Raw genomic sequence first — 26314 nt, 5'->3', positions numbered from 1 at the left:
TCTTCAAGAGATACGGGAGTTTTGCATGAAACTGTTTCGCCTCGCCCTTGCCGGCGCCCTTGCGCTGGCTGCACTCGTCGCGCCGGCTTTCGCAGCCCAGGACGATTTTCTCACCATTCAGCTGAAGGACGGACCGGTCGTCATCCAGCTCATGCCGGAAGTTGCGCCGAAGCATGTCGCCCAGATCAAGGCGCTCGCCGCCAAGGGCGAATATGACAATGTCGTCTTCCACCGGGTCATCGACGGCTTCATGGCGCAGACCGGCGACGTAAAATTCGGCAAGCAGGGCGGCAAGGATTTCAACCCTGCACAGGCCGGCATGGGTGGCTCCACGATGCCGGATATTCCGGCTGAATTTTCGAAGGTCCCGTTCGAGCGCGGCGTGGTCGGCATGGCCCGTTCGCAGAGCCCGAACTCGGCGAACTCGCAATTCTTCATCATGTTCACCAAATACCCAAGCCTGGACGGTCAGTACACGGTCGTCGGCAAGGTCGTTTCCGGCATGGAACTGGTCGACAAGATCAAGCGTGGCCAGGGCGGCAATGGTGAAGTCAGCAATCCCGACAAGATGATCAAGGTCACTGTCGGCAAGAAGTAACGAAAGGGCGCGCGTCCTCGATAAAAGAGACGGGCGCTGCAAAAAGGAGAAGAAGAATGGCCGAGATCAAGGATCCCGAAAACACCATCATCATGGAAACCACCAAGGGCAAGGTTGTCATCCAGCTTATGCCGGAAGTGGCACCGGGCCATGTCGAGCGGATCAAGGAGCTTGCCCGCGAAAAGGCTTATGACGGCGTTGTTTTCCACCGCGTCATTCCCGATTTCATGGCGCAGACCGGCGACGTCAAGTTCGGCAAGCAGGGTGGTTCGGATTTCAACCCGTCGCGCGCCGGCATGGGCGGCTCGGAAAAGCCTGACCTGAAGGCTGAATTCTCGGCTGTTCCGCACGTTCGCGGCACCTGCTCGATGGCCCGTTCGCAGAGCCCGAACTCGGCCAACTCGCAGTTCTTCATCTGCTTCACCGACGCTCCCTGGCTGAACAAGCAGTATTCCGTCTGGGGCCAGGTCATCGAAGGCATGGACTTCATCGACCAGATCAAGAAGGGCGAGCCCGTCAAGGATCCGGACTCGATCGTTTCGGTCCGCGTCGCTGCCGACGTCTGATCCGGTTTTAACCGATTGGCCCGCTCCGTCTTCAAGGCGGGGCGGGTCTTGTATTTTCTGGATTTACCATGCGCGTCGACCTGTTCGATTTCGATCTGCCCGAGGAAAACATTGCGCTGCGGCCAGCCGACCCGCGCGACAGCGCCCGCCTGCTCGTCGTCCAGCCGGATGGCGAAACGGTCCTTTCCGACCATGGGGTTTTCGAGCTGCCGTCCTTCCTGAAGCCCGGCGATGCGCTGGTCTTCAACGACACCAAGGTTATTCCCGCGCAGCTGGAAGGCATCCGGCACCGGGAAGGGGCGGGCGGCCAGCAGGTTTCCGCAACGCTGCATATGCGCGCTGGCGCCGATGTCTGGAAGGCCTTTGCCAAGCCCGGCAAGCGCATCAAGATCGGAGACCGCATCGAGTTCGGCCATGCCGGTGATAATACCTGCCTTGCCGGTTCGCTGATGGCGACGGTCGAGGAAAAGGGCGAGGGCGGTGAGGTGACGCTTCGCTTCGATCTGTCCGGCCCGGCGCTGGACGAGGCGATCATGGCGGTCGGCCATATTCCGCTGCCACCCTATATCGCTGCCAAGCGTCCCGAGGATGAAAAGGACCGCAAGGACTACCAGACGATCTATGCCCGCGAGAAGGGCGCCGTGGCGGCGCCGACAGCGGGCCTGCATTTCACGCCGGATCTCTTTGCGGCCTTGGATGCCGCCGGCATCGAACGGCATTTCGTGACCCTGCATGTCGGCGCCGGCACGTTTCTGCCGATGAAGGCCGACGATACGGATGATCACAAGATGCATGAGGAGATCGGCTATGTCAGCGCTGAGACTGCCGAGCGTCTGAACGCCGTCAAGGCACGGGGAGGGCGCGTGATCTGCGTTGGTACCACCTCACTGCGTCTCATTGAAAGCGCTGCCGCCGACGATAGCCGGATCCAGCCATGGAGCGGCGCGACCGGCATCTTCATCACGCCCGGCTACCGCTTCAAGGCAGTGGACATGCTGATGACCAATTTCCACCTGCCGAAATCGACGCTGTTCATGCTCGTTTCGGCTTTCGCGGGCCTCGAGACGATGCGGGAGGCCTATGCCCATGCGATCGCGACGGGCTACCGTTTTTATTCCTATGGCGATTCCAGCCTGCTTTTCCGGAAAGACCGATGACCGAGACCTTTCAGTTCAATCTCAAGGCCACCGATGGCGGCGCCCGCCTCGGCGAGATCACAATGCCGCGCGGCACGATCCGCACGCCGGCCTTCATGCCGGTCGGAACCGTCGGCACCGTCAAGGCCATGTATCTCGACCAGGTCCGCGATACCGGCGCTGACATCATCCTCGGCAATACCTATCATCTGATGCTGCGGCCAGGCGCCGAACGCGTTGCCCGCCTCGGCGGCCTGCATGACCTGATCCGCTGGAAACACCCGATCCTCACCGATTCGGGAGGATTCCAAGTGATGTCGCTGTCGGGCCTGCGCAAGCTCGACGAGAAGGGCGTGACCTTCAAGAGCCATGTCGATGGTTCTCTGCACCACATGTCGCCGGAACGCTCGATCGAGATCCAGGGCCTGCTTGGCTCCGACATTCAGATGCAGCTGGACGAGTGCGTGGCGCTGCCGGCCGAGCCGAAGGAAATCGAGCGTGCGATGGAACTGTCGCTGCGCTGGGCCGAGCGCTGCCGCGTCGCCTTTGGCGAGCAGCCGGGCAAGGCGATGTTCGGCATCGTCCAGGGCGGTGACCAGCCGGCGCTGCGCATCCGCTCTGCCGAAGGTCTGAAGCAACTTGACCTCAAGGGTTATGCCGTGGGCGGGCTTGCGGTCGGCGAGCCGCAGGACGTGATGCTGTCCATGCTCGAAACGACGCTGCCGGTCTTGCCGACCGAAAAGCCGCGTTACCTGATGGGCGTCGGCACGCCGGACGACATGCTGAAATCGGTTGCCCGCGGCATCGACATGTTCGACTGCGTTATGCCGACCCGTTCCGGCCGCCATGGGCTGGCCTTCACCCGCCGCGGCAAGGTCAATATCCGCAATGCCCGTCACGCCGAAGACAAGCGCCCGCTCGACGAAGAATCGAACTGCCCGGCAGCCCGTGATTACTCCCGTGCCTATCTGCACCACCTTATGCGTGCCGACGAGGCGCTGGGCGGCATGTTGCTCTCCTGGAACAACCTGAACTATTACCAGGACCTGATGAAGGGCATCCGGCAGGCGATCGCTGAAGGCCGCTTTGCAGATTTTTATGCCGAGACACAGGAAGCTTGGGCAAAGGGCGATATCGACCCGATTTGACCATTCCAAAAGGCGAGGGCGGTCCTATCTGCCCTCGTCCCGGCCTGCCGGAAAGGGTATTCAGATACCCTGGCTACCGGTATTGCGCATCATCCGCACGCCGTTGATCTTGTAGGACCCGTCGTCCATTAGTCGCATCTCATAGATTGCCGTCCAGTCCGTACCCTGTCGGGCGCCGATCAAAACCTCCTGCAGCACGACTTCGCCGCCACCCACGAGCTTCGACCGGCCAAAGGCATAAGTGCCGGCGTGATAGACGGGTTCGTAATTCTTCTGCACCATGGCGAGAAAGGCATTCTTGTCCGGATAAAGATCTCGTATGCCGGGTGAAGCGTAGGAATAGGCCTTGTCGGCATCGTCACTCATCAAGGCGGCGATCTGGCCTGAAATGACGGCCTGCGCGTCCGCGACCGGATCTTCGGCACGGGCGGCGGTTGCAAGGAAGAGGACCAGGAACGCGATTACGGACGCATGTCGATAAGGCATCGGCTTTCTCCAAGGGCGACCGCTTTGAAGGGTAGCGCATTCGCGCCTGAGGAAAAGATGGGGGGAGCGGATTTTTCAGGCACGCGCGCGGTTGTGAACAGGCCGTGGCCGATCCGGCATGTCGGAAACGGCTGGAATGTCGATGGCCGCAGGGCAGGGTCCCATCTTCATCGCTTGTTCTAAAGCCCCAGCGCTGGCACCAATGCGGGTGATGATTCGTCCCGGATGCCCCCGATGATCCTGCTCCCTCCGGCGCTGCTTTATTTCTGCAATGCCATTCTCTTCGTCTCGCTGTTCACCCGCCTGCCTGCAATCCAGATGTCACTCGGCGTTGACAAGGCGGTGCTTGGAATGGCGCTTCTGAGCGCCCCCGTCGGGACATTCCTTGCGCTGCCTCTGGCCGGCCGTATCAACGACCGCCTGACGCCGCGCCTGACAGCGATCGTGACGCTTCCTGTCTGCGCGCTTCTGACCCCCGTGCTGACGATCGCACCCTTGCCGCTGTTTCTTGTCTGCTTCTTCCTGTTCGGCTTCTTCCGGACGATTTTCGATGTCTCCGCGAACATGATCTCGGCCGGCATCGAACAGCGCACCGGCACCAAGGTTCTGGCCCGCAGCCATGGCTTCTGGTCGGTCGGCCTGCTGATCGGTTCGCTCTATTCCGGCTTTCTCGCCGAACGGGAGGTGACCCCTTTCGCCCAGCAGATGGCGGCGGCCATCTTCGTCATCCTGGCATGTGTGTTCGTGCAACGCATTACGGCCCGTGATGCCGCGCCACGAGCGGCAACCACAGCAAGTGCCAAGCGATCGGCCTATGTCCTGCCTGATCGTGCAATCCTTTTGATCTGCGTGATGGTCTTCGGCCTCTGCATCGTTGAGGGCGCGGTTTATGACTGGGGTATCTTTTTCTTGCGCGAACATCTCGGCGCCGATCCGCAGACGGCGGGCATCCTTTATGCCACCTTCACCGTCGGTATGGGTCTGACCCGGCTTTCCGGCGACAAGCTGCGCGAAGCTTTTGGACCCGTCACGCTTGTCCGCAGTTCCGCAATCGCCGTCATTGCCGGCATCCTGCTTCTGGTGACGACATCCAGCCTGATACAGGCCGGGCTGGCGCTTTTCGTGATCGGCTGCGGCATCGCGCTGGCATTTCCGCTGGCAGTCTCGACGACGATCGCGTTCGGAAAGGGCCAGCCTTCGGAAAACCTGGCAGCGCTGGCGCTGACGCTGATGCTTTCGACCATCGGCGTGCCGCCCTTGCTCGGTTTCATCGCCGAACATGTAAGCCTTGTCGGCACATTCGTGGTTCTCTTGCCATGCGCGATCCTGAGCCTCCTGATGGCGCCCGTAGCCGAAGGTCGGCGCCCCTTCAGAAGACGCTGACGGGCAGGGGTGGAGAATATGTGGGTAAAGTCGGGCAGGGGTCGGCCTCGCCGCTAATTGGCCATAAGAGTGGATAATGGCTTGAGCCCGCCGGCTTTGGCCGCTACGATTCTGGTTATGACTTGCCGAAAACAGGTGGCACTGTGATCGATCCTTATGAAATCCTTGGCGTTTCCCGCGAAGCGGATGCAGCCGCGATCAAATCTGCCTATCGCAGGCGGGCGAAATCTGCGCATCCGGATGCCGGCGGCGACGTCGACCTGTTCGGCAAGATCAAGACTGCCTACGAGATCCTGAACGATCCCGTCCGCCGCAAGGTTTTTGACGATACCGGCTATGATCCCGAGCTTGCCGATACCAAGGACCTGCAGGGCCTGGTCATTCTGGAAACCCTGGTCAACGAGATGATTCTCGACGAACGCGAACCCGGTTCCTTCGATCCGGTCGCCTCCATGCGCCGCAAGCTGACGGACCGTGTCGTCAACGCCCGTTTCCACATCCTTGAAATGGAGCGCCATCGCGCCCGTATCCGCAATCATATCGACCGTATCGGCCGCAAGCCGGAAACCGATGTGCTCGGCCGCATGCTGAAGGCCCGTTGCGAGACTATTCAGGACGCGATCGGCAAGGCCCAGAGCGAAATCGAAACGATCGAGCAGGCCTATGGCATGCTGGACGGTTATAGCTACGAGATCGAAGCGATCGAGGTGAAGGACGCCGCCGAATAAAAGGCGTCCGGACCTCGCTGCTTTTCAAAAAAATCCTCATAAAACATAGAGACAGGTCATGACCATCACCATCCGCGAGGCGAGCCCCGAGGACGCCTCGACGCTGTTTCACTTCATCCGCGAACTCGCCATCTACGAAAAGGCCGAGCATGAGGTCGAGGCAACCGTTGAGACGATCGAGAGTTCGATTTTCGGCCCAGGCAGTGTCACGCATGCGCTGATCGCTGAAGCGGATGGCGAGCCGATCGGCATGGCGATTTGGTTCTTCAGCTATTCGACCTGGAAAGCCAAGAACGGCATCTATCTCGAGGATCTCTATGTGACGCCCAAGGCGAGGGGGCTCGGCGCCGGCAAGGCCCTGCTGAAACGGCTTGCGGCCATCGCGGTCGACCATGGCTGTGCGCGCTTCGAATGGAGCGTGCTCGACTGGAACACGCCCGCCATCAAGGTCTATGACGCGGTTGGTGCGGAACCCCTGACCGAATGGATCCGCTATCGGCTTGAAGATAATGCGCTGAAGAGTTTTGCTGCTGAATGACCGTCAGCAACTGATGTCAGGGAGACACCTTCATGGCGTCCCAGAAAGCGACTGCATGAAGCGATCGAGATCCCGGTTGAACCTTTCGGGATCCTCGGCAAAGGGCGCATGGCCGACATCGTCATAGTCGATCAGTTGTGCATGGCCGATTGCCGCGGCGCTCAGTTCGGCGCCGCGAAAGGTGATGATCGCGTCCTGCCGGCCATGCACGATCAGCGTCGGCACGCGAACGGCGCTCAGTGCCGCGGAATAGTCCATCTTGCGCCCAAGCGTCTGATTACGGACATAGAGCGGCGTCTGCATGCTGCTCATCGCCAGCGCATCGAGTTCCGCGCGTGACGGCGCACGGTGGAAACACAGGCGCACGAACTGCCGTGTCCCACGGATGAAGGCAGCCGGATCTTCGCTGCGGGCATTGCGGCTGGCGGATGTGAAGCGCGACGATGCGGGCGGCTCGTCCGGCAGAGTCGGCACGGAACGCGCGCCGACATAAACGATGCCGCCAAGCCCGGCGTCACCATGCACCGACAGATAGTCGTTGACGACCCGGCCACCAAAGGACCAGCCGCACAGAACCGGACGGGAAAGCTGCAGCTTATCGATCACCGTTGCGATATCCGCCGCAAAACGAAGACCGTCCCGATAAAAGCTTTCGCCATACGGTTTGTCGGATGCGCCATGGCCACGAAGATCGATGGCAACCAGCCGGTAGCGGCTGACGAGATCCGAATCCGAAAACTGCCGGTGCCAGCTGAGGGCCGACTGGTATATGCCGTGCATGAGCACGATCGACGGCAGATTTTCATCACCCCATTCGTAGATGGCAATGCGCGTTCCATCCGGTGGGGTGACATGCGAGATCCGGTCAGGCGGAGCGGGCGAAAAGATACGGCGGGAGGTCAATGGCGTGATCCACGGTGAGTATCAAAACAAAGGTCGCATTTCGGTAGAGGCGAGACATACGACAATCAGCGAGTGGAGGCCGACGCCTCATCGGTCATATGGCTAAACAAAAGTCAGATAAGATAGATTATGGAACTAAATGATATATGTTGTGCTGCAAAGGCTTATGGAAACCGGCGGATACGTCCCCGCGGTTAGAGATCGCCTTCCGTAACGTCAGTCTCGAATGCCATGCCGTCATAAGCCGGTTCGATATGGTCCGGCGTCTCGGCCATGACGCGATCGTAATCCAGCGGAATATGCATGTGTGTCAGGATCGCGTGCTTTGGCGCAAGCTGAGCAATCCAATCGAGCGCCTGTTCCATGGACAGATGGCTCGGATGGTATGCGTATTGCAGCGTATCGATAATCAGCGTGTCGAGGCCGCCGAGCTTCGCGACACTGTCTGCCGGGAAATCGCTGACATCGCTGCAATAAGCCACGTTGCCGATCCTGAAGCCGAGCGAATGGATATCGCCATGCATCTGCCGGTGCGGCTGGAACGCGATCTTGCCGCCTGGACCGTCGATCACGATCGGCTGGTCCAGCGTCTCGATCAGAACGGGTTTGACGATCGGCGGATAATTGCCGCCCGGCGGCGTTTCGAGACAATATCCAAAACCCTGGCGGATCCGGTCCATCGTGAACGGATCGGCATGGATCGGAATGCGGTGTTTCTGCAGGATGAAATAACCGCGCAGGTCATCGATCCCGTGCAGGTGATCGGCATGCGCATGCGTATAAAGAACGGCGTCGACGCGCTGCACCTTGGCGGCGATCATCTGCTCGCGAAAATCCGGGCCGGTATCGATGATGACGACGGTTCTTTGGCCATCCGGGGCAATCTGCTCCACCATGAAGGCCGCGCGGGTCCGCCGGTTCTTGGGGTTGTCGGGATTGCAATCGCCCCAGTCGCCGTTGAGGCGCGGAACGCCGGGCGACGACGAGCAGCCAAGAATGGTGAAGCGTCGCCGATATCCCGACACAGTCAGAGCCTCGGCATCTTGGAGAAGCAGCGGAAGGCGTTTTCCGTGGTGATCGCGGCGATCTCGTCGTAAGTCACGCCCTTGACCTCAGCCAGAACCTCGGCCGTGTTGACGACATAGGACGGCTCGTTGCGCTTGCCGCGCCAGCGTTTTGGCGCAAGGAACGGAGCGTCCGTTTCTACCAGCAGCCGGTCCATCGGCACGGTTGCGGCGATCGCGCGGATATCTTCCGACTTCGGGAAGGTGAGGATGCCGGAGAAGGAGACGTAACCGCCGAGTTCCACGCCAACGCGGGCGAGGTCGGGTCCGGCCGAAAAACAGTGCAGAATGAAGGGGAAAGCCCCCTTCCCGCTTTCCGCCGTCAGGATCTCGATCATGTCCTCGTCGGCGCTGCGGCTGTGAATGACGAGCGGCAGACCGGTTTCGCGGGCTGCCGCGATATGGCGCAGAAGTCCGGTCTTCTGGTCTGCCGGCGTCTGGGTGTCGTAAAAATAGTCGAGCCCGGCTTCGCCGATCGCGACGATCTTTTCGTGGCTGTTGGCGAGCCGCACGAGATCCTCGGTCTGGATATCGAGTTCCTCGCCGGCATTGTTCGGATGCGTCCCGACCGAACAGAAAACCGACGGATATTTTTCCGAAATGGCGAGCAGCGTGTCGAGCTTTTTCACCCGTGTCGAGATCGTCACCATCTGCTTGACGCCGGCCCGATGGGCGCGTTCGATCAACGCGTCGCGCTCCTCGTCGAACTCGGCAAAATCCAGATGGCAATGGGTATCGATCAGCATGGACACGTCAATAAAATCCCGGAATGCTCAAAATCAGGCTTTTGCTTCCGGCGCGACATAACGCGGGAAAACCGGCGTCGGCGCGTCGATCGGCGTGCCGGGCTTCAGGCGGCCTGCCTCGCCGAGAGCCGCGAAATCGCGGGCATCGGCCGATGCAGCCACCAGATCGAGAAGCTTTGACGAAGATCCCGGCATGAAGGGCTGCAGCAGGATGGCGAGCTGCCGCACGACTTCTGCCGTGACGTAAAGCACGGTGCCCATCCGCTCCGGATCGGTCTTCTTCAGCGCCCAGGGCTGCTGGCCGGCAAAATAGCGGTCGGTTTCCGAAACGACGGCAATGATCGCGGCCAGCGCGCGGTGAATGAGTTGGCTGCCCATTTCTTCGCGGCAGATGGCGATCAGCGCATCGACGGATGCCAGCATCTGCCGGTCTTCTTCCGTCAGTTCACCTGGCGTCGGCACCTGGCCGTCGCAATTCTTGGCGATCATCGACAGTGAGCGGCTGGCGAGGTTGCCGATGCCATTGGCAAGATCCGCATTGATGCGGGTACCGATCGCCTCTTCGCTGCAATGGCCGTCCTGGCCGAAGGAGATTTCGCGCAGCAGATAAAAGCGGATCGCATCAAGGCCGAAATGCTCGATGAGCTCGAACGGATCGAGCACATTGCCGAGCGACTTCGACATTTTCTCGCCGCCCTTGGCGAGCACGAAACCATGGGCATAAACGCGCTTCGGCAAGGGCAGGCCTGCCGACATCAGGAAGGCCGGCCAGTAGACGGCGTGGAAACGAATGATGTCCTTCCCGATAATATGCGCATCGGCCGGCCAGTATTTCGCCCGCGGTCCCTGCGGATCGTCGAGATAGCCGGTGGCGGTAACATAGTTCGTCAGGGCATCGACCCAGACATACATGACATGTGCCGGATCGTTCGGTACCTTGATACCCCAATCGAAGGTCGTGCGGGAAATCGAAAGGTCGCGAAGGCCGGATTTGACGAAGGAGATCACTTCGTTGCGGCGTTCGGCCGGACCGATGAAGTCCGGGTTTTCCTCATAAAGCTTCAGCAGCTTGTCCTGGTATTCCGACAGCTTGAAGAAATAGCTCGATTCCTCGACCCATTCGACCGGCGTGCCCTGCCCGCCATAGCGCACACCGTCGCGAACCTCGGTTTCATCCTCGGTGTAATAGGCTTCGTCGCGCACAGAATACCAGCCGGCATAGCTGTCCTTGTAGATATCGCCGGCATCGGCCATCCGGTTCCAGATCGCCTGGCTCGCCTTGTGGTGACGCTCTTCCGTGGTACGGATGAAATCGTCGTTCGACGCGTTCAGGAGCTTGCCCATGGCGCGGAATTCGTTGGAATTGCGCTCGGCCAGCGCTTCCGGAGAAATGCCTTCCGCGCGCGCCGTCTGCTGCATCTTCTGGCCGTGCTCATCGGTTCCGGTCAGGAAGAACACGTCCCTGCCGTCGAGGCGCTGGAAGCGCGCCATGGCATCGGTCGCGATCAGTTCGTAGGCATGGCCGATATGCGGCTTGCCGTTCGGATAGGAAATCGCGGTCGTGATGTAAAAGGGTGTCTTGTTCGGCATGATGGCACTCGTGTGCGGGAAAGGAAGTCACGCCGCTCTTAGCGCATGTTTCGCTGCGGTGGAACCCAAACTTGAACTTCAGTTCGGATGCCCGCGCGATCGTTTTGCCGTTCAGGCCTGCCTTGCTGCTTCGAGAACGGACATCAGGGTCTGCTTGCGGTCGAGATTATAGGCCTGCGCGGTGGTAATCTTTTCGCCGAGGTCGAAGACCAGCTTCGCCTGCCGGTCGGCGGCGGCAAGATCGCCCGCCAGCGCCGACTGCCGCGCCAGGGCGACAAGATGATCGCCCAGATGCTCCAGGAAAAAGCCAAAGATCACTTCGCTGTCCTTGCCGGACAGGACATCCGCCAGGCGGTGCATCGCCTTGCGGGCCGTCGGCCCCTCTGATGCGATCACCTCATCGAAGGCGCCGATGATTTCCGTGCCGCCATAATTCAGAAGCTTCAGCGCGCGCGAAACACTGCCTTTGGCGAGTGCGCGCACGGTCTCTTCCGTCTTGCCACCCGTCAGCGGGCTTCCAAGCGCCGCAAGCGCCTGGGAAAGATCATTGTCACTCAGTGGTGACAGCTTGAGCGGCTGGCAGCGCGAGCGGATCGTCGGCAGCAGCCGTCCCGGCGCATGCGACAGGACGAGGAAAAGCGAACGGCGCGGCGGCTCCTCAAGAATCTTCAGGATCGCGTTGGCGGCATTGCGGTTGAGATCGTCGGCCGCATCGATGATGACGATGCGCCAATTGCCGGTTCCCGATGTCTGCGAAAAGAAATGCCCGGCCTTGCGCACTTCATCGACGGTGATGGCGGTCTTGGTGCGGCCGGTCTTTTCGTCGACCGGCTTGGTCAGGTGCAGGAGATTGTGCGAGGCACCGGAGGCGATCTGGCGGCTGACGGCGCTATCGGGATCGGGCTTCGCCAGATAGCGCGGCGCAAGCGACGGCTCGGGGTTGGACATGACATGGTTGGCGAAACGGAAGGCAAGCGTCGCCTTGCCGATCCCTTCCGGGCCTTCGATCAGGATCGCATGATGACCTTTGCCGGACGCGTGGCCGGCCGCCAGAAAATCCTCTGCCGCCTGATGGCCGAAAAGATGGGTGTTCTTCGAAGGCGCGATGGCGCCGTCGAGTACGCTCGGATCATTTTCGCTCATCCGACCGATTCCGCGCTGCTGGTCTGGGCAAAGCCGAGCTCGCGCGCCATCGGCTCGATCGCTTCGGCAATTTCCGTCGCGATGACGTCTTCCTCACGATCGGCATCGATCACCCGGCAGCGATTGGGCTCGGCCGCAGCAATGTCGAGATAGGCCTGCCGACGCTTCTCGTGGGTCTCGATCTCTTCCTTCTCGAACCGGTCCGGAGCCTCGCCGGAACTGCGCTTGCGGGCCCGCGCCAGGCCGATATCGGCCGGAAGGTCGAGAATGATCGTGCAGTCGGGCTCGACGCCATCGATCGCGACGCGCTGCAGCACCTCGATCAGTGCCGGTTCGATATTGCCGGTTGCGCCCTGATAGACGCGCGAGGAATCGATGAAGCGGTCGCAGAGCACGATCGCCCCCGTCTTCAGCGCCGGGCGGATGATCTCTTCCACATGGTCGTTGCGGGCGGCGGCAAACAGGATCGCTTCCATCTTGACGCCGAATTTTTCAGCGGCACCGGACAGAAGGACATGCCGAACGGCCTCTGCGCCCGGCGAGCCGCCCGGTTCGCGCGTCACGAGCACATCGTAGCCGCGCCGCCGCAAAAGGTCGGCAAGCCGGCGGATCTGGGTGGATTTCCCCGCCCCTTCTCCACCCTCGAACGTTACGAATAGACCGGAATGATCTGCCACACGCGCTTCCGAATTGCTGTCATCGCTGATTTATAGCGTATCTGCATGGCTGGCGGAACAATGTCAAAGCCAGAAGAAGGCAAGTTCCAGCAATGCGTCGGTCGCCTGGTTCACCAGAGTGCCCTTTTCGACCGCTGTCGTGGTGAAGAGCGGTATTTCGCGCAGCGTCCGGTCGCCGGCCGAAATTTTCAAGGTTCCGACCTCCTGCCCTGCCGCAACCGGCGCCCTGAGCGGCCAGTGGTAGACGATTCGGCCCGAAAGGCGGTCAGGACTGTTGGTTGGCAGGTAGAGATCGACCGGCTCGCGCGCGACAAGATCGACATGCCGCACGGCGCCGCCATAAACGCTTGCCTGACCGACCACCTCGTTCTGAGGGAAAATGATCTTCGTCTCGAAGGAAGAAAGACCCCAGTCTAGCGCCTTCTTCGTTTCCTCAAGCCGTTCCTTGTCGCTGGCAAGTCCGCCCATAGCGAGGAAAAGGCGCGTGCCGTTGCGCTCGGCCGAAGCGACCATGGCAAAACCCGAGCCTTCGGCAAAACCGCCGCCAAACCCGTCGACGCCCATGTTCAGCGCAAGCAGCGGGTTCTTGTTGCGCTGAAAGATCTTGTTCCAGGTGAAATCCGGCTGTTTGTAGAGCGGGTAGAATTGCGGATAAGCGGTATAGAGATGCCGCGCCAGTTCCACCATGTCGCGCGCCGTCGTCCTGTTTTCCGCATCCGGCAGGCCGGTGGAATTGCCAAAACTTGAGCGCGCAAGGCCGAGATCCTTGGCGCGGGCTGACATGCGGGCTCCGAACTGCTGATCGCCGCCCGCCATGCCTTCTGCAAGCACGATGCAGGCATCATTGGCATTCTGGACGATCACGCCCTTGATCAGATCGTCGACCTTGATCTGCGATTTGAGCGCCGCGAACATCGTCGTTGTGCCGGAGGGAGCGCCACCGGTGCGCCAGGCATATTCGGAAACGGGATAAAGGGTTTCGGGCGAGATCTCACCACGCTCAAGCGCCGCAAAGACCAGTTCCATGGTCATCAGCTTGGTCAGCGAGGCGGCGGGAAAAGACTGGTTTTCATTGGTGGCGAGCAGAACCGTGCCAGTCTTCGCCTCGATCATATAGGCCTGTTTGGCCTTGGTCGGAAATGCGGCGGCCGTTTCTTCGGCAGCCGAAGCCGCGCCCGGCTGAAATGCCGTCGCAGCGACGAGAAAGGCCGAAAACAAAAGGCTGCGCATCATCGCTCCGTGCACCGTTTCGCTTATGCGTAGCAGCGCGCCTGCGGTACCACAATCCCCGTGCGGACTTCCATCCGCACGGTATTCACAAGGCTTAATCCTGAAGCAGGACGTTGCCGAACATGACCTGCGGTCCGCGGCTCTTCGGCGGCGAGACATAGGCAGTTTCGCTGGTCTGGGCGACCGGCTGAACCGCGCGCTGCTGGATACCCTGTGCACGCGGCTGGACCTGCTGCTGGGCGACCTGCACGCGTTGCTGCTCCCTAGGCTGAACCACGGGCTGAACTGCCTTCGGAGCGGCCGCGAACTGCGACTGAGCAGCGGGGCGAACCTGGGCGACAGGACGGGCCTGCGCTGCCGGCTCAACAAAACGCGGCTGCGACGGAGCCGGAACGGCACTTGCAACCACGCGCTGAGGCTGACGAGACGTTTCCGCAAGCGGACGCTCAGCCGGGCGCGGCGTATTCGACGATGCGGAAGCGAACCGGTCAGCCGACGGGAAGGCCGAAGCAGAAGCGACGATCGGCGCAGCACCCTGCCCCTTTGCAGAAGCCGGCGTGCGGCCACCGGGAAGGCTAGGCTGCGGCAGCGACGAGCCATAGGCTTGCATCTGTTCGCGCATCGGCTGGTTGGAAGCCACCATCACGCCGGACGCAATCTGGCCGCCCGGATTGAAGGTCGGCAGACGATCGCCCTTGCGGACATAGGAAGCCATCAAGAACGGCGTATCCTGGCCGTCCATGCGGGCACGACCGACATACTGGACGTTCACATGGGCAGTGCCCATTCGCTTCATGTCGAGCATTTCGGCGGTCTTGCTGGATACGTCGAGAATGCGGCCTTCGTGATAGGGACCGCGATCGTTGACGCGCACGATGACGGAAGAACCGTTATCGAGATTGGTGACGCGGGCGTAGCTTGGCAGCGGGAAAGTCGGATGCGCGGCTGTCAGGCTTGCGCTGTCATAGACTTCGCCATTGGCGGTATAACGGCCATGGAAAGCCGACCCATACCAGGACGCCAGACCCGACTTGTTATACTTTGGGTCTTCTTTGGGAACGTAGGTCTTGCCGCGTACCTGATAGGGATCGCCGACCATGAAACGGCCGCCGCCCTTCGGAACCGGCTGCCCTTCGGCAACGACGCGCGGACTGGCTTTCACGCCATATTCCGACTCGGAGAAATACTCCTTGCTACGGGCTACCTTCTTTTCCGGTGCCTTGGACTGCGTCGTGGCACAGGATGCCATTGCCGCGCAAACCACCGAAATCCCAAGCCATTTCGCACCAAGCGAAAGCGTGCCGCCACTCAAACGCAAATCAGACCGCCCCATTCCGCATCCGCTGAAATCGCTCGGTCAGGCCTCGCTCCGCCGCGCCATTTCAGCAACAAAAACCACACGAACGACGAATCGTCCGCAATGTCATGATGTCGAGCTTGTGCTTGGTTCGAGGTAAAAATGCGACGGAAAATTGTGGAGTAATTAAATTTCTACGTATTATGGTTAATCAATACTTAATTAACCCAAGATTAACACGTTCGCCTGCCCATCGCCCTTGATGGACGTTATTGCGCTATGCGCACATCGCGCGCAGTAGGCTTTCACAGTTATGGCGGAAGAGGTGGGATTGCCTTCGTGAAATAACGTAATGATTCTAAAGGATAATATCATGCACGTCAATCTCATGATGTAGCACTTTTGTAGCGTAGCCGAAAGCCTGAGAGAGAATCCCCTGCCACGATTCGAGGAACAGAATTCCACTAAATACTTGTGAGGCATCGTAAGCCATTCGAGCCTCCTCCTTTTGATTATGTTCTTTTTTGCAAACGAGCCTGAGACAATTGCGTCGGACAGTTGGATCAGGCTTTTTTGTGCCTGCTGGCCAGCCCGCGTTTTCAGTTTTCCTAAATAGATGTATGCGGGTTTAGCTTAACGGAAAAGCGCTAAGTCTTCCGAATTTAGAGATAGGGGTTCGACTTCCCCTAATCCGCTCCAAGCTAATCGTGTCTTATCCCCGCTGATATCAGATTTTGCCGACCCCTCTGTCTCCGATCTTCGGGCTCTCTTTCCAAGTTGTTGCTTTTTCGGTCTACGTCCGTTCCCTGATTTGGCAGCGTGTAACCAGAAAACTGAATGCGTCATGCGTGTGCAGTGCGGGAACATGTTGTTTCCGTGGCTGTTTTTATGGCTATGCAGATCACTTACCGACTTATCCGCTTGATCCGGGCGATGCCTCGAAAAGAATGGGCTGCGAAACCCCATGGCATTGGACCCACTACGCTGAAGGGCGCGATCAAAGACGGGCTTATAGAACAGCGCGCGGTCATTCTGGAACAACCGGAATACCGGTTGACCGCTTCAGGTCGTCGGCTAAAAGCCAGTTGGGCGACGATTAGAAGCACGCCTGCCCCGACCAACTCCGACCAATTGCCACAACTTTGAGCAGAATAATATGAATGCGAGTCAGGTTCATATTTGTATGCGCGCAGACCATAAAAAGTCACATATGATATCTCTCTAATGCAACCTAATGGCAGTATTCGCTATTATAGCTGCATATATCGGCGGAGAATCACATGGGCATTCAAGCAATATTTCAACCCGATCTGTCGCAGCTGGGTATGTATGCGTTCGATGTGTGCGCGAACAAGCTAATTGGCGACAGTGCATTTGCCAACATACACGGATTGCCGGTAGATAAGGCTGCTAATGGCTTATCTATAGAGTTTATCATCAATCGAATAGTTGACGGTGATCGCGAGCGTACTGCTAAAGAGATTCACACAGCCATTCTGACTGGTGGGTTCATACAGAGCCGGTTTCGCGTAAAAACTGAATCCGGTGAACTGAAACATGTTGGATGGTTCGGGCGATGCCTTCACGATGCTGACGGGATGCCGACGCAATTTACCGGCGGTGTGTTCGACCAGAGCAAGGGCTTTGTCGGTCGCCATTGAGCGGAACATTTGCTTCTTACCAGCATTATTCAGACGCTGTGTCCCACCGTACGCAGCAATCTCCAACGGAGCGCGGCTGTTACTCCCCAAAAGCTAACGTCGCGCTCCGACCTCCCTTGATGGAACATTTCATAGAGCAAGCGGTTTCTATTTGACCAGCTGCGCCAAATAGCTGGCACCTTGAGAGCGGAACCCGGCGAAGTCCAAGGCCAGCCGGGTTCCGACGCGCTTCTGTATTAGCTGCTTCTAAACCAAGCTGATGATTGTACGGTAGCGCTTACTTGTCGCCAGCTCGGCTCGACATCATATTGGCGCAATGAAAACCAACGTCACCGACAAGCAAATCGAGATGATCTTCGCCGCGTATCGCTACGTCTGCTCACAACGCGAGATCGATCCGTTGAGCGACAAAGGGCGGGAGATTGCAACGCGGATGTTTGCTATCTTCGATGGCTCGCAAAATGTCGAGCAGATGAAGCGAAAGTTCCTGCATTAGAACCATCAAGCACGATGGTGATATCGTTGCAGAGCGACATGACCGTCTTCGTACTTTACGCAAAGCACAGTCGAAGCGCCTCTCGACATCCGCGTTACGAACTTCATCAATGCTGGCTGGCTTTCGAACGTGCGATTGGTGTCGTGCACCTGAACGCCCTTCGCGGTGTGATCGACCAATGCGCACAGTAGATAAGCAGAGTTCACTTCCTCCGCGACATACCATCTTACGTCGTTATCAAAGTCCCAAACGTCCGCGAGCGTCAGCTTCATGCTGTCCATCCATGCTGGTTTGCGATGCAGCAGAACAGATGGCAGGCAGAGACGTTCCGTGAAAACCGCCCTTAAATTATTGGAACAAAACGCCTTTTGATATTTCGCTCAAAGCTTAAGCCAAGGCTCGCTCTTGCTCTCGCCATCTGCGCGTTCATCGCATTCAACCACTGAAGCAACACTGAGCAGTGCCGACGATGGAAAGCTATAGTTCTGATTGTCCGCAACAATGAACAGACCATCGGGCGTGAACATCAATGACGAACACTTCAGATTCCGTTCCCGACCTGCGTCAAAAACTGATACAATGTACACTTTTATAGTTCCCGCGAGCCTATTATTGGCTTTTGCGGCTTTATACACTCAACTATTACGCAATCAAGCTATCCGCCCATCAAGCGAATAAACGCCCAGAACTCACAGAGACGTGCGCTTTGTCAATTTACTGCTGAGGTTCGTTAATCGACAGCCAGCCGTCATTCCAAGATTGGTGGCTCTCGGGTTCAGTTTCGCGGGCGTATGGATTGCCGCGAACAAAATGGATACCTTGCATAGCCGCTGCTCTGCCTTCATCGAAGCAGAACGGTTTTGCGACTGTCTCGCGCAACGCCACTGCGAACTCTACAAACTTATCGAAATCCATGGTCACCGTCCGCCAAGATGGTGCGCTTTAAAGCGGCTACTTGAATTTGGTTCCGGTCGGTACGTTCGCGGACGAATGAGGCCCTGCCCTTTTCTGTCCAAAAGTTTGGGCTACTATTTGGCACTAATCAAAGGGTTGGGAGGCCCTTCATATGGCTCGTTCAGATAAAAAACGTCATCCAGATCAGGGGATGTGGACGATATTCGCCATCATCTACATTGCGGTTGCGCTGGTTTACGGCGGCATCCAGCTTTGCACTTGATGGACTTAGTCCCGTGCTTGAGAGACCGCCGCGAGGCATGTGGAACATGTCGGCGAAGAGAGTCTTATGTAAGCGCTGGACCTCCCAGCTGTGTGTAAGGGAAAACGAAGCCCGGTCGATCTCTTCCCCGACCGGGCTTCACCTTTTGCACGGCTCTCAATTCACGGCTTGCATCGAACCGTAGATCACGATTGCTCCGACAACGATCCCAACAACCGCGAGTGTCACACAGCATCCAATTAGGATTATGGTGCCCGCACCGAATTTCGGCTTTGGCTTTCCTTTGGCTTTGTAGACATCTAGCCCGTCCATGACTTCTATCCTTCCACGTGACTTTGCGAGCTTCCGTGTCTCCTCAAGCCGGAAAATCGCTCGCATGGTTTTCGCTGGAATGATTTCGGAAGCCATTTTAGTCCTACCTTAAGAAGGGAACCGGCTACCGATCGAAAGGTTCCTAAACGTCAGACGTGCGGACTACAGATCACAGGGGTTTCGCTAGACGCAGCCGATTGCCATCGAGGATGTCTATTACCTTTTGGCTTTGCAGGTAGAACAACGCATTTATCAGCTCGTCTTCGCTATAGCCTTTGTCGATGATGAGCGGTTCACCGATCCGATAGATGCTGATCGGCTCATCTACCTTAGCACCGAGATCGCGCAGCAAGTTGCAGATCGCGACATCCGCTGTTGCGCGTTCCATTGATTAGTCCTCGCGTTCGAACTTTGGCCTCAGCCCGCGTACTGGCGAGCTTGCGCATAGATCATGACCGGCCTCCGTGATTAGGACTGCGTTCCTATTTTGTTCACGGCAGGCGGCAGAGTCAATAGCGCTCATGACAACAGATAAGCTTCCCTCGCGGCAGCTGCAAAATCGTCTCGTGCTTGCATCAGGTCTACCTTACCTTCGATAGCGGATTGACATGCTATCACGGCAGCATTGTATGCAGGGCCACGCTCGGAGGGCCACCGTCGCCTCAAATAATCTAAAGCGACAACTGGACCCTCAACCATTTCGGACGCACCAAAGCCGATCCTGATGTAGACTGGCTCTCTCCAAACCGATGGCTCAATGTACTCAAGCGCCATCTATTCCTCCCAAAGTTTTTATAGCGACTTTTTACCCACGAAGCTCGCAGTATGTCGTGGTTCGTCGCAATGGCAACGATATCGATATGACAGGTTTTTCAATTGAAGGTGCGGCAACCTGCGACCCATCGCGCGTTGATTAAGCCACGTGGCCAATCCGCACCGCGCGCATTTCCGCTGCATATTCGGTAATGACATGCTGAACCCTTCGCTTCAGCCAGACAATATCTGTTCACGTTGCGTTCTTGTCAATATTCGTCAGCGAGACTCATAAACGCGCCTGCAAAACGGCATCGATCCGCCCAATGGTTTTGACTAATCGTCGGTAAATTCGCCGACCTCACGCCGCTCGATAACACAATGGTTTATCAGCATCTCAGCAGTTTCGTCGGGGTGGTTAAAAGCGTTCAGAAGGTCAGCCTCTTTCGGCATACGCATGAAAAACTGATAGACTTTCATGGGACCAAGTGGAGGCGCGGCTGCATGGAGCGCTTTGTATTCGCGGCGCAGTTCGGTAGCTTCGTCGCGGCATTCCTCATAGGTTTTGGCGAAGTGAAGGCTGTCATCAGAACCGGGCAAAAGTTGAAACCCATACGCTTGAAACTGCATATTAGTACGTCCTTTCATTGATATAGAAGGACCGTAAGCCGGAACCTAGAAATCGGTCTAGGTGCAAATTTGCAGCGATCCGATTCCGCTACCACTCCGGCAAAGACAAGCTAAGATTGCCTTGTTGAAGAGTCGGGGGATACCATGGCCGAAAAGACGCTTGAGACGATTTGGCTTGATGACATGCTGGATCGGAAAGCGGACGCCGATTTTTTGCACGACTTCCTTGTGAAGAGAATGGAAGAGCGAAAGGCCGCAGGCCGATCAGGCTCATATGTCCTCAACATCGATGCTGGTTGGGGATTCGGAAAATCGTTCTTCATGGAGCGTTTCAAGCAGCAACTGGAACTTGCTGAACATCCTGTTGTCCTTATCGACGCATGGAAAAATGACTTTTCAGACGATCCGTACACTAACGTGATTGCCGAGATTGAAGCCTATTTTCAGTGTTATTTCGACCAACAGAAAGAGGACCAGCCTGCTCTTCGCAAAGCTTATGAAGTCGTCAAAACGAATGCAGCCAAGATCGGATGGATTGCGCTCAAGGGTTTAGGAAAAAGAGCGAGCCGATATGTGATCGCTGAAGGCACAGATGAAATCCTAGAGGTCATTGACCAGCAGGTTCACGAAACTGGCAAAACAGGAGAAGACATCAAAGACACCTTTGAGAAACAGGCGGTCGAGGTCACGGACAAAATCATCGACAAGTTTGCCAAGAAACGTATGGAGGAATTCAACGAAGCTCGTGTTAGCCTCGAACGGTTCCGAGATAGCCTTTCCGAGCTTCTGAAATTATTCGAGGAGCAAACGGCTCGAAACCTACCGTTCTTTATCCTCATCGACGAATTGGACAGATGCCGCCCAACCTACGCAATCGCGATGCTGGAACGGATCAAACACCTATTTGATGCAGACAATGTCGTATTCGTTCTTTCGACGGATACCACTCAGTTGGCGCACTCGATCAACGCGGTTTATGGACCGTCCTTCGATAGTCGCCGGTATCTGCAACGGTTTTTCACGCGCTCGTACGAACTACCAGAGCCAAACACGCAGCAGATTGTCGAAAGACTAATGGCATTTCACAAACCTGATGTCAGTAAATGGCTTCATCCAGGTTTCGAGCAGAATCCGACCAGATATCTGTCTGATGCTACTATCCATTACAAGATGAGCTTGCGGGAGTCGGAACAAGCCATCGATATTTTGATGAGCCTGACTACCGTTTGGCAATACCGGTTCCCAATTTACATCGGGATCATGTTTCCACTCATTCTAGGATATCTCAGACGTGAAGATATCACCAATCCTCCGCATAATGAGTGGCTTTCGAGAATGGTCGGCTCAACAAACTGGTCTATTAAAGACCAATACCTCTACCAAGGACGTGAAAAACGTACTGAATTGAATAATGTTGGAAGCTCTATTAAGCTTGTTCTTGGTCTTGCTTCGCAATACTTAGACGACACCATAAGAAATGGTTATGAAGCAAGCAAGGAGAACTTTCAGCTACTACAAGCACACGAGTACTTCCAAAGTGAATACAACAATCGGCCCGTGCGGAGAAATGGTGATGGCGTCAGACGCAGCGTGGTGGCGGAGTACCCGACGCTTATTCGCCATGCCGGTAGGCTTTCGATCTGAGCTCAACCACATTTCCTGCCCCCGCCGCTTAAGGCCCGAAACTTCCACAAAGCGATGTGATACTATAACATCAGAACAAATGCGAAGCTTATTGCGAATGAGATTCGCAACTACATCATCCATTTTGCCAAGGCCGCTTCAGCCCCTGCTTGGTCATCCCTAATTCGCAAAACGGTCTGCCGTGTCAGCCCAGTCGTCTTAGAAATTGCCGAAGCTCCCTGCCCTGCGTTGATCATATCGATAACTGTGGTGAACTGGTCGCGGTCATAAGACGGCTTCTTTCCACGGTACTTTTCGGTGTTGCCTTTGTTCGCCTCTATACCGGCTCTCTGAGCTTCTTTCGTAGCTTCAGCTTGCGCTTGAGCAGTTGCAGCCATGAACGCAATCAAGGCGTCTCTCACGGCTTTCTGTGTCGGATCATCATTCGAGCCGTCAAAGGTCATGTTGTTGATGATCGTTCGAATAACCACGCCCTTCTTCATAAAGGTTCTGATGGTTTCGGTTACGTCTTCATAGTTCCTGCCTAGCCGATCAACCCAACGGCAAACGAGAACGTCACCTTTGCGGAGCATATCGAATAGACGTTTCCCTTCAGGTCTTTCGCTGAGCTTGGTGCTGACACCTGATACGCCGTGATCTGAAACGACCTCATCGATGACTAAGCCCGCCTTCTCTGCTTGAGTAAGCTGATGGGAAAGGTCCTGAGAGGATGTGGAAACGCGGCTGTAAAGGATGGTCTTGGTCATCGGATTACCTGTACGATTAGGCGATGTCCGATGATACGCGTGTACGATTAGATTTGCAAGCCTTGCGGACAGTTTGTGATGCCTGATTTGCAAGGGTCTCATTCAATGCTCAGATTGTACGCTGGACTATAGCCTTACGGACAACGCAGAAGCTTAGGGTTTCATTAACCACAACGATCCATAGTTCATTCATCACGTTTCGCCTCGTGATCACGGTGCGGAGGCAGAAATTTCAGGGCTCCATTCTGCCTCCGCTCCCATTCTCTCTATCCATATTTGTGGAATGGCGCGACAGGCTTGCACGCTCGAACCTATCCCTTTTAGCTTTTGCTGATCGTACGCTAACGGACGAGTGATGGGATAACGCTATCCAGCCTATTGGTCAGCCTTGATCAAATGCATATGATCTCTATAGGCGTCCCCTCGCCTAGGACGGCGATCGATCACTCATCACGGTTGTCGTCCGAACGGAAGCTCACCCAGCTTCTTCGAGACAGGCTTTAAGTCCCACAGATTCAAAGCCTGTCTCTTTCTAATTCCATTGACGACATGGTGGCATGGATGTCGTCAATCGTGCGTTGAGGTCTCTCCATTTCCTCGTCGCTGTCGAGGCAGGCGGGAGATTCCCTCTCCATCGCGCCTGCCTCGATAATCTTGGCCGAAATTCCGGCAATAGCGACCCCGGACACCCCCCTTGGCATCCAAGATTCATGATAAGGTCGTCCGGAAAATTTATAATGATTTTCAAATTCAAGAACGGCTGAACCGTCGTCTCAGCCACCAAGCCAACGCGACGGGACACATCATCACAGCAACCTGCACCGATACGGAAGAAAGCGGAACGCCGCCCCAATAGATCGCGTAAGTAGCGACCGAACCAATAGCGGGAAAGACAAATGTCCACCAAAACGGGGTTCGACTGCCGAGCGCTATGACCAGTGAGGCGACCAAAACACCGAAAAGCACCGGATTTTGGATCATGAAGTAAGACGCGAAGACAATTTCCGCAATGCTACGGATCAGAAATATCAGCACTTGATCAGCAATCATTGATGTCCTTCGCTCTCAGTCGTCAGTACGAACACGAGGCTACAATTTTGTCGGTTTCACTTTTTTGAACCCAAAGCATCAAATTGACGGAAATTTCAGATGACGTCGAAACGCATTACACTGAGGCATATTTGGCAGTACACGACCTTCCCGGACAAATTCACGGTATTGGTTTTAATCGCCGTTCCCTTCTGGATGTGTTTCGATCTGTTCCTCGATGGTCAGGCTGTCAACAAGCTGGCTCGTGTGATTGGTCCGGTCTGCATTATTGGGATGGTGATCATCCTTTGGTGCTATCTTCTGATACTTTACCGGCAAGTGCGAAGAGCAGTCGCTGAAGAGGCGGAATAAGAGAGCGCAATCATGAATGATGAGTAATCGCAACCAGAAATGACCTCAAAATTCAGCTCATTCAAATATCGGCGTTGATGGTCGAAACCCTTATTTTACAGGGCTTTGCACCTCGAAAATTCATATGAATTACGTTTTAGGTTTCTGAGGGAGTACCGATATAGCTTACGCGTGAAATAGCGAAAATCCGCGTCTAAAAACCGTTGAAATACAATAGCTTGCAAAGCGAAAATTAAAATGAGTGCGGAACGGAACGGCAAACCGGAACGGAAATCCAAATGGAGAATTCGGAAGCCCTGATGAATGGGTTTCGGTAGCAGCTTTGATAAGATTTGGATGGTGCGAATGCAGCGAAGCGGAATGAGCTTGATCGAACTTGGATCGGGATTTTAGGCGAGATGATCCCTTTAGAAACGGAAATGAGAAACTTATTCGTATGGATGAGATTCTTATTTGATCGGATTGAATCAAATCTCATTTCGAAATGAGAAGAAGTAATTGGCATTTTCGAGCTTGCGAGAAAATGTCATTACCTTCCCGAAGGGAAGGATTCATATCCATATGACGAACTTTCTGATCCGTATCTCATAGTTTCAAATTCGTATGAGTGACTTCATCATCCAACCTGATAGTTCTAAGTCCGTATGAGGAAACTTATCATTCGTATCTCATATTTCGTATCAGTTTCTCATACAGATTTAGAAGCATGTAATAGTTTCTAAAAACTTCAAGCAACTCTCAATCACTTCGCCTACGGCTCCATGATTGAGATAATCGTTTCCTCGCTGCGCTCAAAAACGCTTATCCCTTGGAATTTTTGAATCAGATTTGATATTATAATATATTGAAATTTGGACATAGTTAGCCCCGTCAGGGGGCTGACAACGCCCAACAATCCGTCGAATGTTGGTGTATAATCGATGCGAACAACCACTCAAAAGTGGGGTAGGACAGGCGTGGCGAAATGCCCTTGACGTTCGGTTTGTAATCACGCGCAAGATATTGTTAAAAGGCCAATCGATCACCTTTTGACATCTTTGATGGTTTTCCATCTCTCGACCGTTGCTCATTGAGCTTCAGTCTTCTGCTAAATTTTAAATTTGAATTCGCTCGCATCTAGGCGGCACGACTGCCGCAATCAATATGCGCTGCCCATCAGACCATGGGACCTACGGATTACCCTTACGCTAGAGATTCCGTCATGCTTTTAAAAAGGCCGCATGGAGCCATTTGTCTCAAATTTATTTATGGTAACTCCAAACGCAAGATTGAGTAATTACGCGTAATATTATTGCGTATTTCTCCTGAATTTCGCAACAATACGAAATAGGCAATCAGCGATGTTTTGGGGGTGATGGATTTATACCCCAGATAGCTTCAGAAAGCAATTCTTGTACGCGTGAAAAAGGGGCCTGATGACCCCGAAGAAAATTGAAAGCAATTCCGTGAGCGCTACGCGTTCGATATAACATCGAACACGTTTTCATCTCGGAATAGCGCTTTAGACCAGTTAGCGATCTGACTGTAGATGGCGTCTTGCTGCTCAGCCTCCGTAGCAAAGCCAAGGAATTCGGAAAGGCTACGCTGTGCGATCACTATCGTATGGCGATTACCTGTGATGCCATCGCCATCAACCCGAACAACACCGCCTTCCGCGATCATCTCCGCTACGCGCGGCTTCACGGCGTCGATGATACTTCTTCGGCCTGCCATTTTTGGATGGCTTTCCAGTCTCAAAAATACGTCCAACCCGCGACTGGAATTGTTCTCAAACGGAACTTGATGGTCGTAGTTGTCGTACAGGATGCCAGCTGTAACGAATATGTCGTTGACGATAGGAAACTCGACAGCGAAACGACCGTAATTCTGTTTTACCCGTCGATACTCATCTCCACGCAATGGTTCCGGCATGAATTCCCAATCGCGCTTGGCAATTGCCTTCATATACCGCTCGAAACGGGAGAGAAGTGGGTATCCGGCGACGAATGCCTGTGCTGCATCGGCGGTGATCGGCGGTCCAGCATTCAAGCCTTGATCCTCCATGAATTCCAACAGGGTTTTAGAGTGCCCACATTCGTCCGCGAATTTGGACAGCGCCGAATAAACCGTTTCCCATGTGAGCGCTGTGAACCCAACACCATCTGCTTCCGTGGCATCTTTCAAGGCTGAACTGCCCCCCATTTCGACCGGACAGTCGGCATAAGCAGAAAGGCTCAAGCACAGGCTTGAGGATAGGCTTATGTCTAACGAGTATCGACACG

General features: G+C 55.9%; 32 protein-coding genes and 1 tRNA gene. 14 read left to right on the top strand and 19 right to left on the bottom strand.

The window, feature by feature from the left end:
• Window positions 1-25 precede the first annotated feature (25 nt).
• From FHW37_RS10940 to tgt, 4 genes are all read left to right on the top strand, one after another.
• The gene (locus FHW37_RS10940; protein ID WP_145636154.1) at window positions 26-598 is read left to right on the top strand and encodes a peptidylprolyl isomerase; all 573 of its coding nucleotides are present in this window, start codon (window positions 26-28) and stop codon (window positions 596-598) included.
• A gap of 56 nt (window positions 599-654) precedes the next feature.
• Window positions 655-1164, top strand: a complete 510-nt coding sequence (locus FHW37_RS10935; RefSeq protein ID WP_145636151.1) for a peptidylprolyl isomerase — start codon at window positions 655-657, stop codon at window positions 1162-1164.
• A gap of 68 nt (window positions 1165-1232) precedes the next feature.
• The gene (gene queA / locus FHW37_RS10930; RefSeq protein ID WP_145636149.1) at window positions 1233-2321 is read left to right on the top strand and encodes a tRNA preQ1(34) S-adenosylmethionine ribosyltransferase-isomerase QueA; all 1089 of its coding nucleotides are present in this window, start codon (window positions 1233-1235) and stop codon (window positions 2319-2321) included.
• Window positions 2318-3448 (top strand): tRNA guanosine(34) transglycosylase Tgt, encoded by a 1131-nt coding sequence (gene tgt / locus FHW37_RS10925; RefSeq protein WP_145636148.1) that lies wholly within the window; start codon window positions 2318-2320, stop codon window positions 3446-3448. The genes queA and tgt overlap by 4 nt, the downstream gene beginning before the upstream one ends.
• A gap of 60 nt (window positions 3449-3508) precedes the next feature.
• On the opposite strand, the gene FHW37_RS10920 is transcribed toward tgt, so the two are convergent.
• On the bottom strand, window positions 3509-3934 hold the full coding sequence (locus FHW37_RS10920; protein WP_145636146.1) for a DUF4864 domain-containing protein: 426 nt from the start codon (window positions 3932-3934) through the stop codon (window positions 3509-3511).
• A gap of 234 nt (window positions 3935-4168) precedes the next feature.
• On the opposite strand from FHW37_RS10920, the gene FHW37_RS10915 reads away from it, so the two are divergent.
• The 3 genes from FHW37_RS10915 (at window position 4169) to FHW37_RS10905 (ending at window position 6583) form a co-directional block, all read left to right on the top strand.
• Window positions 4169-5317, top strand: a complete 1149-nt coding sequence (locus FHW37_RS10915) for an MFS transporter (RefSeq protein WP_186458224.1) — start codon at window positions 4169-4171, stop codon at window positions 5315-5317.
• Between the two features lie 143 nt (window positions 5318-5460).
• Window positions 5461-6045, top strand: coding sequence for a J domain-containing protein (locus tag FHW37_RS10910; RefSeq protein ID WP_145636142.1), 585 nt, complete (start codon window positions 5461-5463; stop codon window positions 6043-6045).
• A gap of 58 nt (window positions 6046-6103) precedes the next feature.
• Window positions 6104-6583, top strand: coding sequence for a GNAT family N-acetyltransferase (locus FHW37_RS10905; protein ID WP_145636140.1), 480 nt, complete (start codon window positions 6104-6106; stop codon window positions 6581-6583).
• Between the two features lie 30 nt (window positions 6584-6613).
• Here the strand turns inward: FHW37_RS10905 and FHW37_RS10900 are convergent, their stop codons facing one another.
• The 8 genes from FHW37_RS10900 to FHW37_RS10865 form a co-directional block, all read right to left on the bottom strand.
• Entirely contained in the window at window positions 6614-7486 is an 873-nt protein-coding gene (locus FHW37_RS10900; RefSeq protein ID WP_145636137.1) for an alpha/beta fold hydrolase, read from the bottom strand.
• 194 nt (window positions 7487-7680) lie between these two features.
• A complete protein-coding gene (locus FHW37_RS10895) occupies window positions 7681-8511 on the bottom strand; it encodes an MBL fold metallo-hydrolase (protein ID WP_145636135.1) in 831 nt (276 codons plus the stop codon).
• A gap of 2 nt (window positions 8512-8513) precedes the next feature.
• A complete protein-coding gene (locus FHW37_RS10890) occupies window positions 8514-9296 on the bottom strand; it encodes a TatD family hydrolase (protein ID WP_145637976.1) in 783 nt (260 codons plus the stop codon).
• 33 nt (window positions 9297-9329) lie between these two features.
• Window positions 9330-10886, bottom strand: a complete 1557-nt coding sequence (metG, locus tag FHW37_RS10885; RefSeq protein ID WP_145636133.1) for a methionine--tRNA ligase — start codon at window positions 10884-10886, stop codon at window positions 9330-9332.
• Between the two features lie 111 nt (window positions 10887-10997).
• Complete coding sequence (locus FHW37_RS10880; protein ID WP_145636131.1) at window positions 10998-12029, bottom strand: DNA polymerase III subunit delta'; 1032 nt, start codon at window positions 12027-12029, stop codon at window positions 10998-11000.
• Window positions 12026-12706: a dTMP kinase gene (gene tmk / locus FHW37_RS10875; RefSeq protein ID WP_145636129.1), complete on the bottom strand. Its 681-nt coding sequence runs from the start codon at window positions 12704-12706 to the stop codon at window positions 12026-12028. The genes FHW37_RS10880 and tmk overlap by 4 nt, the downstream gene beginning before the upstream one ends.
• A 63-nt stretch (window positions 12707-12769) precedes the next feature.
• Window positions 12770-13936, bottom strand: a complete 1167-nt coding sequence (locus tag FHW37_RS10870) for a D-alanyl-D-alanine carboxypeptidase family protein (RefSeq protein ID WP_145637975.1) — start codon at window positions 13934-13936, stop codon at window positions 12770-12772.
• A gap of 94 nt (window positions 13937-14030) precedes the next feature.
• Window positions 14031-15269: a septal ring lytic transglycosylase RlpA family protein gene (locus tag FHW37_RS10865; RefSeq protein WP_145636127.1), complete on the bottom strand. Its 1239-nt coding sequence runs from the start codon at window positions 15267-15269 to the stop codon at window positions 14031-14033.
• On the opposite strand from FHW37_RS10865, the gene FHW37_RS33530 reads away from it, so the two are divergent.
• On the top strand, window positions 15169-15393 hold the full coding sequence (locus tag FHW37_RS33530; RefSeq protein WP_186458279.1) for a hypothetical protein: 225 nt from the start codon (window positions 15169-15171) through the stop codon (window positions 15391-15393). The two genes, FHW37_RS10865 and FHW37_RS33530, sit on opposite strands and share 101 nt — an antisense overlap.
• A gap of 198 nt (window positions 15394-15591) precedes the next feature.
• Here the strand turns inward: FHW37_RS33530 and FHW37_RS34465 are convergent, their stop codons facing one another.
• Window positions 15592-15726 (bottom strand): hypothetical protein, encoded by a 135-nt coding sequence (locus FHW37_RS34465; RefSeq protein WP_281407245.1) that lies wholly within the window; start codon window positions 15724-15726, stop codon window positions 15592-15594.
• Between the two features lie 129 nt (window positions 15727-15855).
• On the opposite strand from FHW37_RS34465, the gene FHW37_RS10860 reads away from it, so the two are divergent.
• The 4 genes from FHW37_RS10860 (at window position 15856) to FHW37_RS10845 (ending at window position 17390) form a co-directional block, all read left to right on the top strand.
• Window positions 15856-15932 (top strand) — tRNA-Gly (locus FHW37_RS10860).
• Between the two features lie 189 nt (window positions 15933-16121).
• Complete coding sequence (locus tag FHW37_RS33925) at window positions 16122-16379, top strand: hypothetical protein (protein ID WP_145636125.1); 258 nt, start codon at window positions 16122-16124, stop codon at window positions 16377-16379.
• A 134-nt stretch (window positions 16380-16513) separates the two neighbouring features.
• Window positions 16514-16894, top strand: coding sequence for a PAS domain-containing protein (locus FHW37_RS10850; protein ID WP_145636122.1), 381 nt, complete (start codon window positions 16514-16516; stop codon window positions 16892-16894).
• A gap of 316 nt (window positions 16895-17210) precedes the next feature.
• Window positions 17211-17390: a hypothetical protein gene (locus tag FHW37_RS10845; protein ID WP_145636120.1), complete on the top strand. Its 180-nt coding sequence runs from the start codon at window positions 17211-17213 to the stop codon at window positions 17388-17390.
• A 5-nt stretch (window positions 17391-17395) separates the two neighbouring features.
• Here the strand turns inward: FHW37_RS10845 and FHW37_RS10840 are convergent, their stop codons facing one another.
• From FHW37_RS10840 to FHW37_RS10815, 6 genes are all read right to left on the bottom strand, one after another.
• Complete coding sequence (locus FHW37_RS10840; protein ID WP_145636118.1) at window positions 17396-17662, bottom strand: hypothetical protein; 267 nt, start codon at window positions 17660-17662, stop codon at window positions 17396-17398.
• A gap of 442 nt (window positions 17663-18104) precedes the next feature.
• Window positions 18105-18305 (bottom strand): hypothetical protein, encoded by a 201-nt coding sequence (locus FHW37_RS10835; protein WP_145636116.1) that lies wholly within the window; start codon window positions 18303-18305, stop codon window positions 18105-18107.
• A gap of 418 nt (window positions 18306-18723) precedes the next feature.
• A complete protein-coding gene (locus FHW37_RS10830) occupies window positions 18724-18975 on the bottom strand; it encodes a hypothetical protein (RefSeq protein WP_145636114.1) in 252 nt (83 codons plus the stop codon).
• A 73-nt stretch (window positions 18976-19048) separates the two neighbouring features.
• Window positions 19049-19267, bottom strand: coding sequence for a hypothetical protein (locus tag FHW37_RS10825; protein ID WP_145636111.1), 219 nt, complete (start codon window positions 19265-19267; stop codon window positions 19049-19051).
• A 131-nt stretch (window positions 19268-19398) separates the two neighbouring features.
• Window positions 19399-19653, bottom strand: coding sequence for a DUF982 domain-containing protein (locus FHW37_RS34645; RefSeq protein WP_145636109.1), 255 nt, complete (start codon window positions 19651-19653; stop codon window positions 19399-19401).
• Between the two features lie 315 nt (window positions 19654-19968).
• On the bottom strand, window positions 19969-20262 hold the full coding sequence (locus tag FHW37_RS10815; RefSeq protein WP_145636107.1) for a hypothetical protein: 294 nt from the start codon (window positions 20260-20262) through the stop codon (window positions 19969-19971).
• Between the two features lie 144 nt (window positions 20263-20406).
• Between FHW37_RS10815 and FHW37_RS10810 the strand changes: the two genes are divergently transcribed.
• The gene (locus FHW37_RS10810; protein WP_145636104.1) at window positions 20407-21906 is read left to right on the top strand and encodes a KAP family P-loop NTPase fold protein; all 1500 of its coding nucleotides are present in this window, start codon (window positions 20407-20409) and stop codon (window positions 21904-21906) included.
• 110 nt (window positions 21907-22016) lie between these two features.
• On the opposite strand, the gene FHW37_RS10805 is transcribed toward FHW37_RS10810, so the two are convergent.
• Window positions 22017-22652: a recombinase family protein gene (locus FHW37_RS10805; RefSeq protein WP_145636102.1), complete on the bottom strand. Its 636-nt coding sequence runs from the start codon at window positions 22650-22652 to the stop codon at window positions 22017-22019.
• Between the two features lie 750 nt (window positions 22653-23402).
• On the bottom strand, window positions 23403-23702 hold the full coding sequence (locus FHW37_RS10800) for a hypothetical protein (RefSeq protein ID WP_145636100.1): 300 nt from the start codon (window positions 23700-23702) through the stop codon (window positions 23403-23405).
• Between the two features lie 99 nt (window positions 23703-23801).
• Between FHW37_RS10800 and FHW37_RS10795 the strand changes: the two genes are divergently transcribed.
• Complete coding sequence (locus FHW37_RS10795) at window positions 23802-24053, top strand: hypothetical protein (protein WP_145636098.1); 252 nt, start codon at window positions 23802-23804, stop codon at window positions 24051-24053.
• Between the two features lie 1452 nt (window positions 24054-25505).
• On the opposite strand, the gene FHW37_RS10790 is transcribed toward FHW37_RS10795, so the two are convergent.
• Window positions 25506-26314: hypothetical protein (locus FHW37_RS10790; RefSeq protein ID WP_210249286.1), on the bottom strand; the 809-nt coding region annotated here is incomplete at its 5' end.

The sequence above is a fragment of the Neorhizobium alkalisoli genome, from assembly GCF_007829835.1.
Lineage (GTDB): Bacteria > Pseudomonadota > Alphaproteobacteria > Rhizobiales > Rhizobiaceae > Neorhizobium.
The sequence above is the reverse complement of the archived record's forward strand: the minus strand, read 5'-3'. Positions and strand labels throughout refer to the sequence as shown.

What these genes read in the sequence shown, in the direction of transcription:
- FHW37_RS10940 (WP_145636154.1), top strand. Translation starts at nt 26, where the DNA reads ATGAAACTGTTTCGCCTCGCCCTTGCCGGCGCCCTTGCGCTGGCTGCA.
- FHW37_RS10935 (WP_145636151.1), top strand. Translation starts at nt 655, where the DNA reads ATGGCCGAGATCAAGGATCCCGAAAACACCATCATCATGGAAACCACC.
- queA (WP_145636149.1), top strand. Translation starts at nt 1,233, where the DNA reads ATGCGCGTCGACCTGTTCGATTTCGATCTGCCCGAGGAAAACATTGCG.
- tgt (WP_145636148.1), top strand. Translation starts at nt 2,318, where the DNA reads ATGACCGAGACCTTTCAGTTCAATCTCAAGGCCACCGATGGCGGCGCC.
- FHW37_RS10920 (WP_145636146.1), bottom strand. Translation starts at nt 3,934, where the DNA reads ATGCCTTATCGACATGCGTCCGTAATCGCGTTCCTGGTCCTCTTCCTT.
- FHW37_RS10915 (WP_186458224.1), top strand. Translation starts at nt 4,169, where the DNA reads ATGATCCTGCTCCCTCCGGCGCTGCTTTATTTCTGCAATGCCATTCTC.
- FHW37_RS10905 (WP_145636140.1), top strand. Translation starts at nt 6,104, where the DNA reads ATGACCATCACCATCCGCGAGGCGAGCCCCGAGGACGCCTCGACGCTG.
- FHW37_RS10890 (WP_145637976.1), bottom strand. Translation starts at nt 9,296, where the DNA reads ATGCTGATCGATACCCATTGCCATCTGGATTTTGCCGAGTTCGACGAG.
- metG (WP_145636133.1), bottom strand. Translation starts at nt 10,886, where the DNA reads ATGCCGAACAAGACACCCTTTTACATCACGACCGCGATTTCCTATCCG.
- FHW37_RS10880 (WP_145636131.1), bottom strand. Translation starts at nt 12,029, where the DNA reads ATGAGCGAAAATGATCCGAGCGTACTCGACGGCGCCATCGCGCCTTCG.
- FHW37_RS10870 (WP_145637975.1), bottom strand. Translation starts at nt 13,936, where the DNA reads ATGCGCAGCCTTTTGTTTTCGGCCTTTCTCGTCGCTGCGACGGCATTT.
- FHW37_RS10865 (WP_145636127.1), bottom strand. Translation starts at nt 15,269, where the DNA reads ATGGGGCGGTCTGATTTGCGTTTGAGTGGCGGCACGCTTTCGCTTGGT.
- FHW37_RS34465 (WP_281407245.1), bottom strand. Translation starts at nt 15,726, where the DNA reads ATGGCTTACGATGCCTCACAAGTATTTAGTGGAATTCTGTTCCTCGAA.
- FHW37_RS33925 (WP_145636125.1), top strand. Translation starts at nt 16,122, where the DNA reads ATGGCTATGCAGATCACTTACCGACTTATCCGCTTGATCCGGGCGATG.
- FHW37_RS10850 (WP_145636122.1), top strand. Translation starts at nt 16,514, where the DNA reads ATGGGCATTCAAGCAATATTTCAACCCGATCTGTCGCAGCTGGGTATG.
- FHW37_RS10845 (WP_145636120.1), top strand. Translation starts at nt 17,211, where the DNA reads ATGAAAACCAACGTCACCGACAAGCAAATCGAGATGATCTTCGCCGCG.
- FHW37_RS10840 (WP_145636118.1), bottom strand. Translation starts at nt 17,662, where the DNA reads ATGAAGCTGACGCTCGCGGACGTTTGGGACTTTGATAACGACGTAAGA.
- FHW37_RS10835 (WP_145636116.1), bottom strand. Translation starts at nt 18,305, where the DNA reads ATGGATTTCGATAAGTTTGTAGAGTTCGCAGTGGCGTTGCGCGAGACA.
- FHW37_RS10830 (WP_145636114.1), bottom strand. Translation starts at nt 18,975, where the DNA reads ATGGCTTCCGAAATCATTCCAGCGAAAACCATGCGAGCGATTTTCCGG.
- FHW37_RS10825 (WP_145636111.1), bottom strand. Translation starts at nt 19,267, where the DNA reads ATGGAACGCGCAACAGCGGATGTCGCGATCTGCAACTTGCTGCGCGAT.
- FHW37_RS34645 (WP_145636109.1), bottom strand. Translation starts at nt 19,653, where the DNA reads ATGGCGCTTGAGTACATTGAGCCATCGGTTTGGAGAGAGCCAGTCTAC.
- FHW37_RS10815 (WP_145636107.1), bottom strand. Translation starts at nt 20,262, where the DNA reads ATGCAGTTTCAAGCGTATGGGTTTCAACTTTTGCCCGGTTCTGATGAC.
- FHW37_RS10810 (WP_145636104.1), top strand. Translation starts at nt 20,407, where the DNA reads ATGGCCGAAAAGACGCTTGAGACGATTTGGCTTGATGACATGCTGGAT.
- FHW37_RS10805 (WP_145636102.1), bottom strand. Translation starts at nt 22,652, where the DNA reads ATGACCAAGACCATCCTTTACAGCCGCGTTTCCACATCCTCTCAGGAC.
- FHW37_RS10800 (WP_145636100.1), bottom strand. Translation starts at nt 23,702, where the DNA reads ATGATTGCTGATCAAGTGCTGATATTTCTGATCCGTAGCATTGCGGAA.
- FHW37_RS10795 (WP_145636098.1), top strand. Translation starts at nt 23,802, where the DNA reads ATGACGTCGAAACGCATTACACTGAGGCATATTTGGCAGTACACGACC.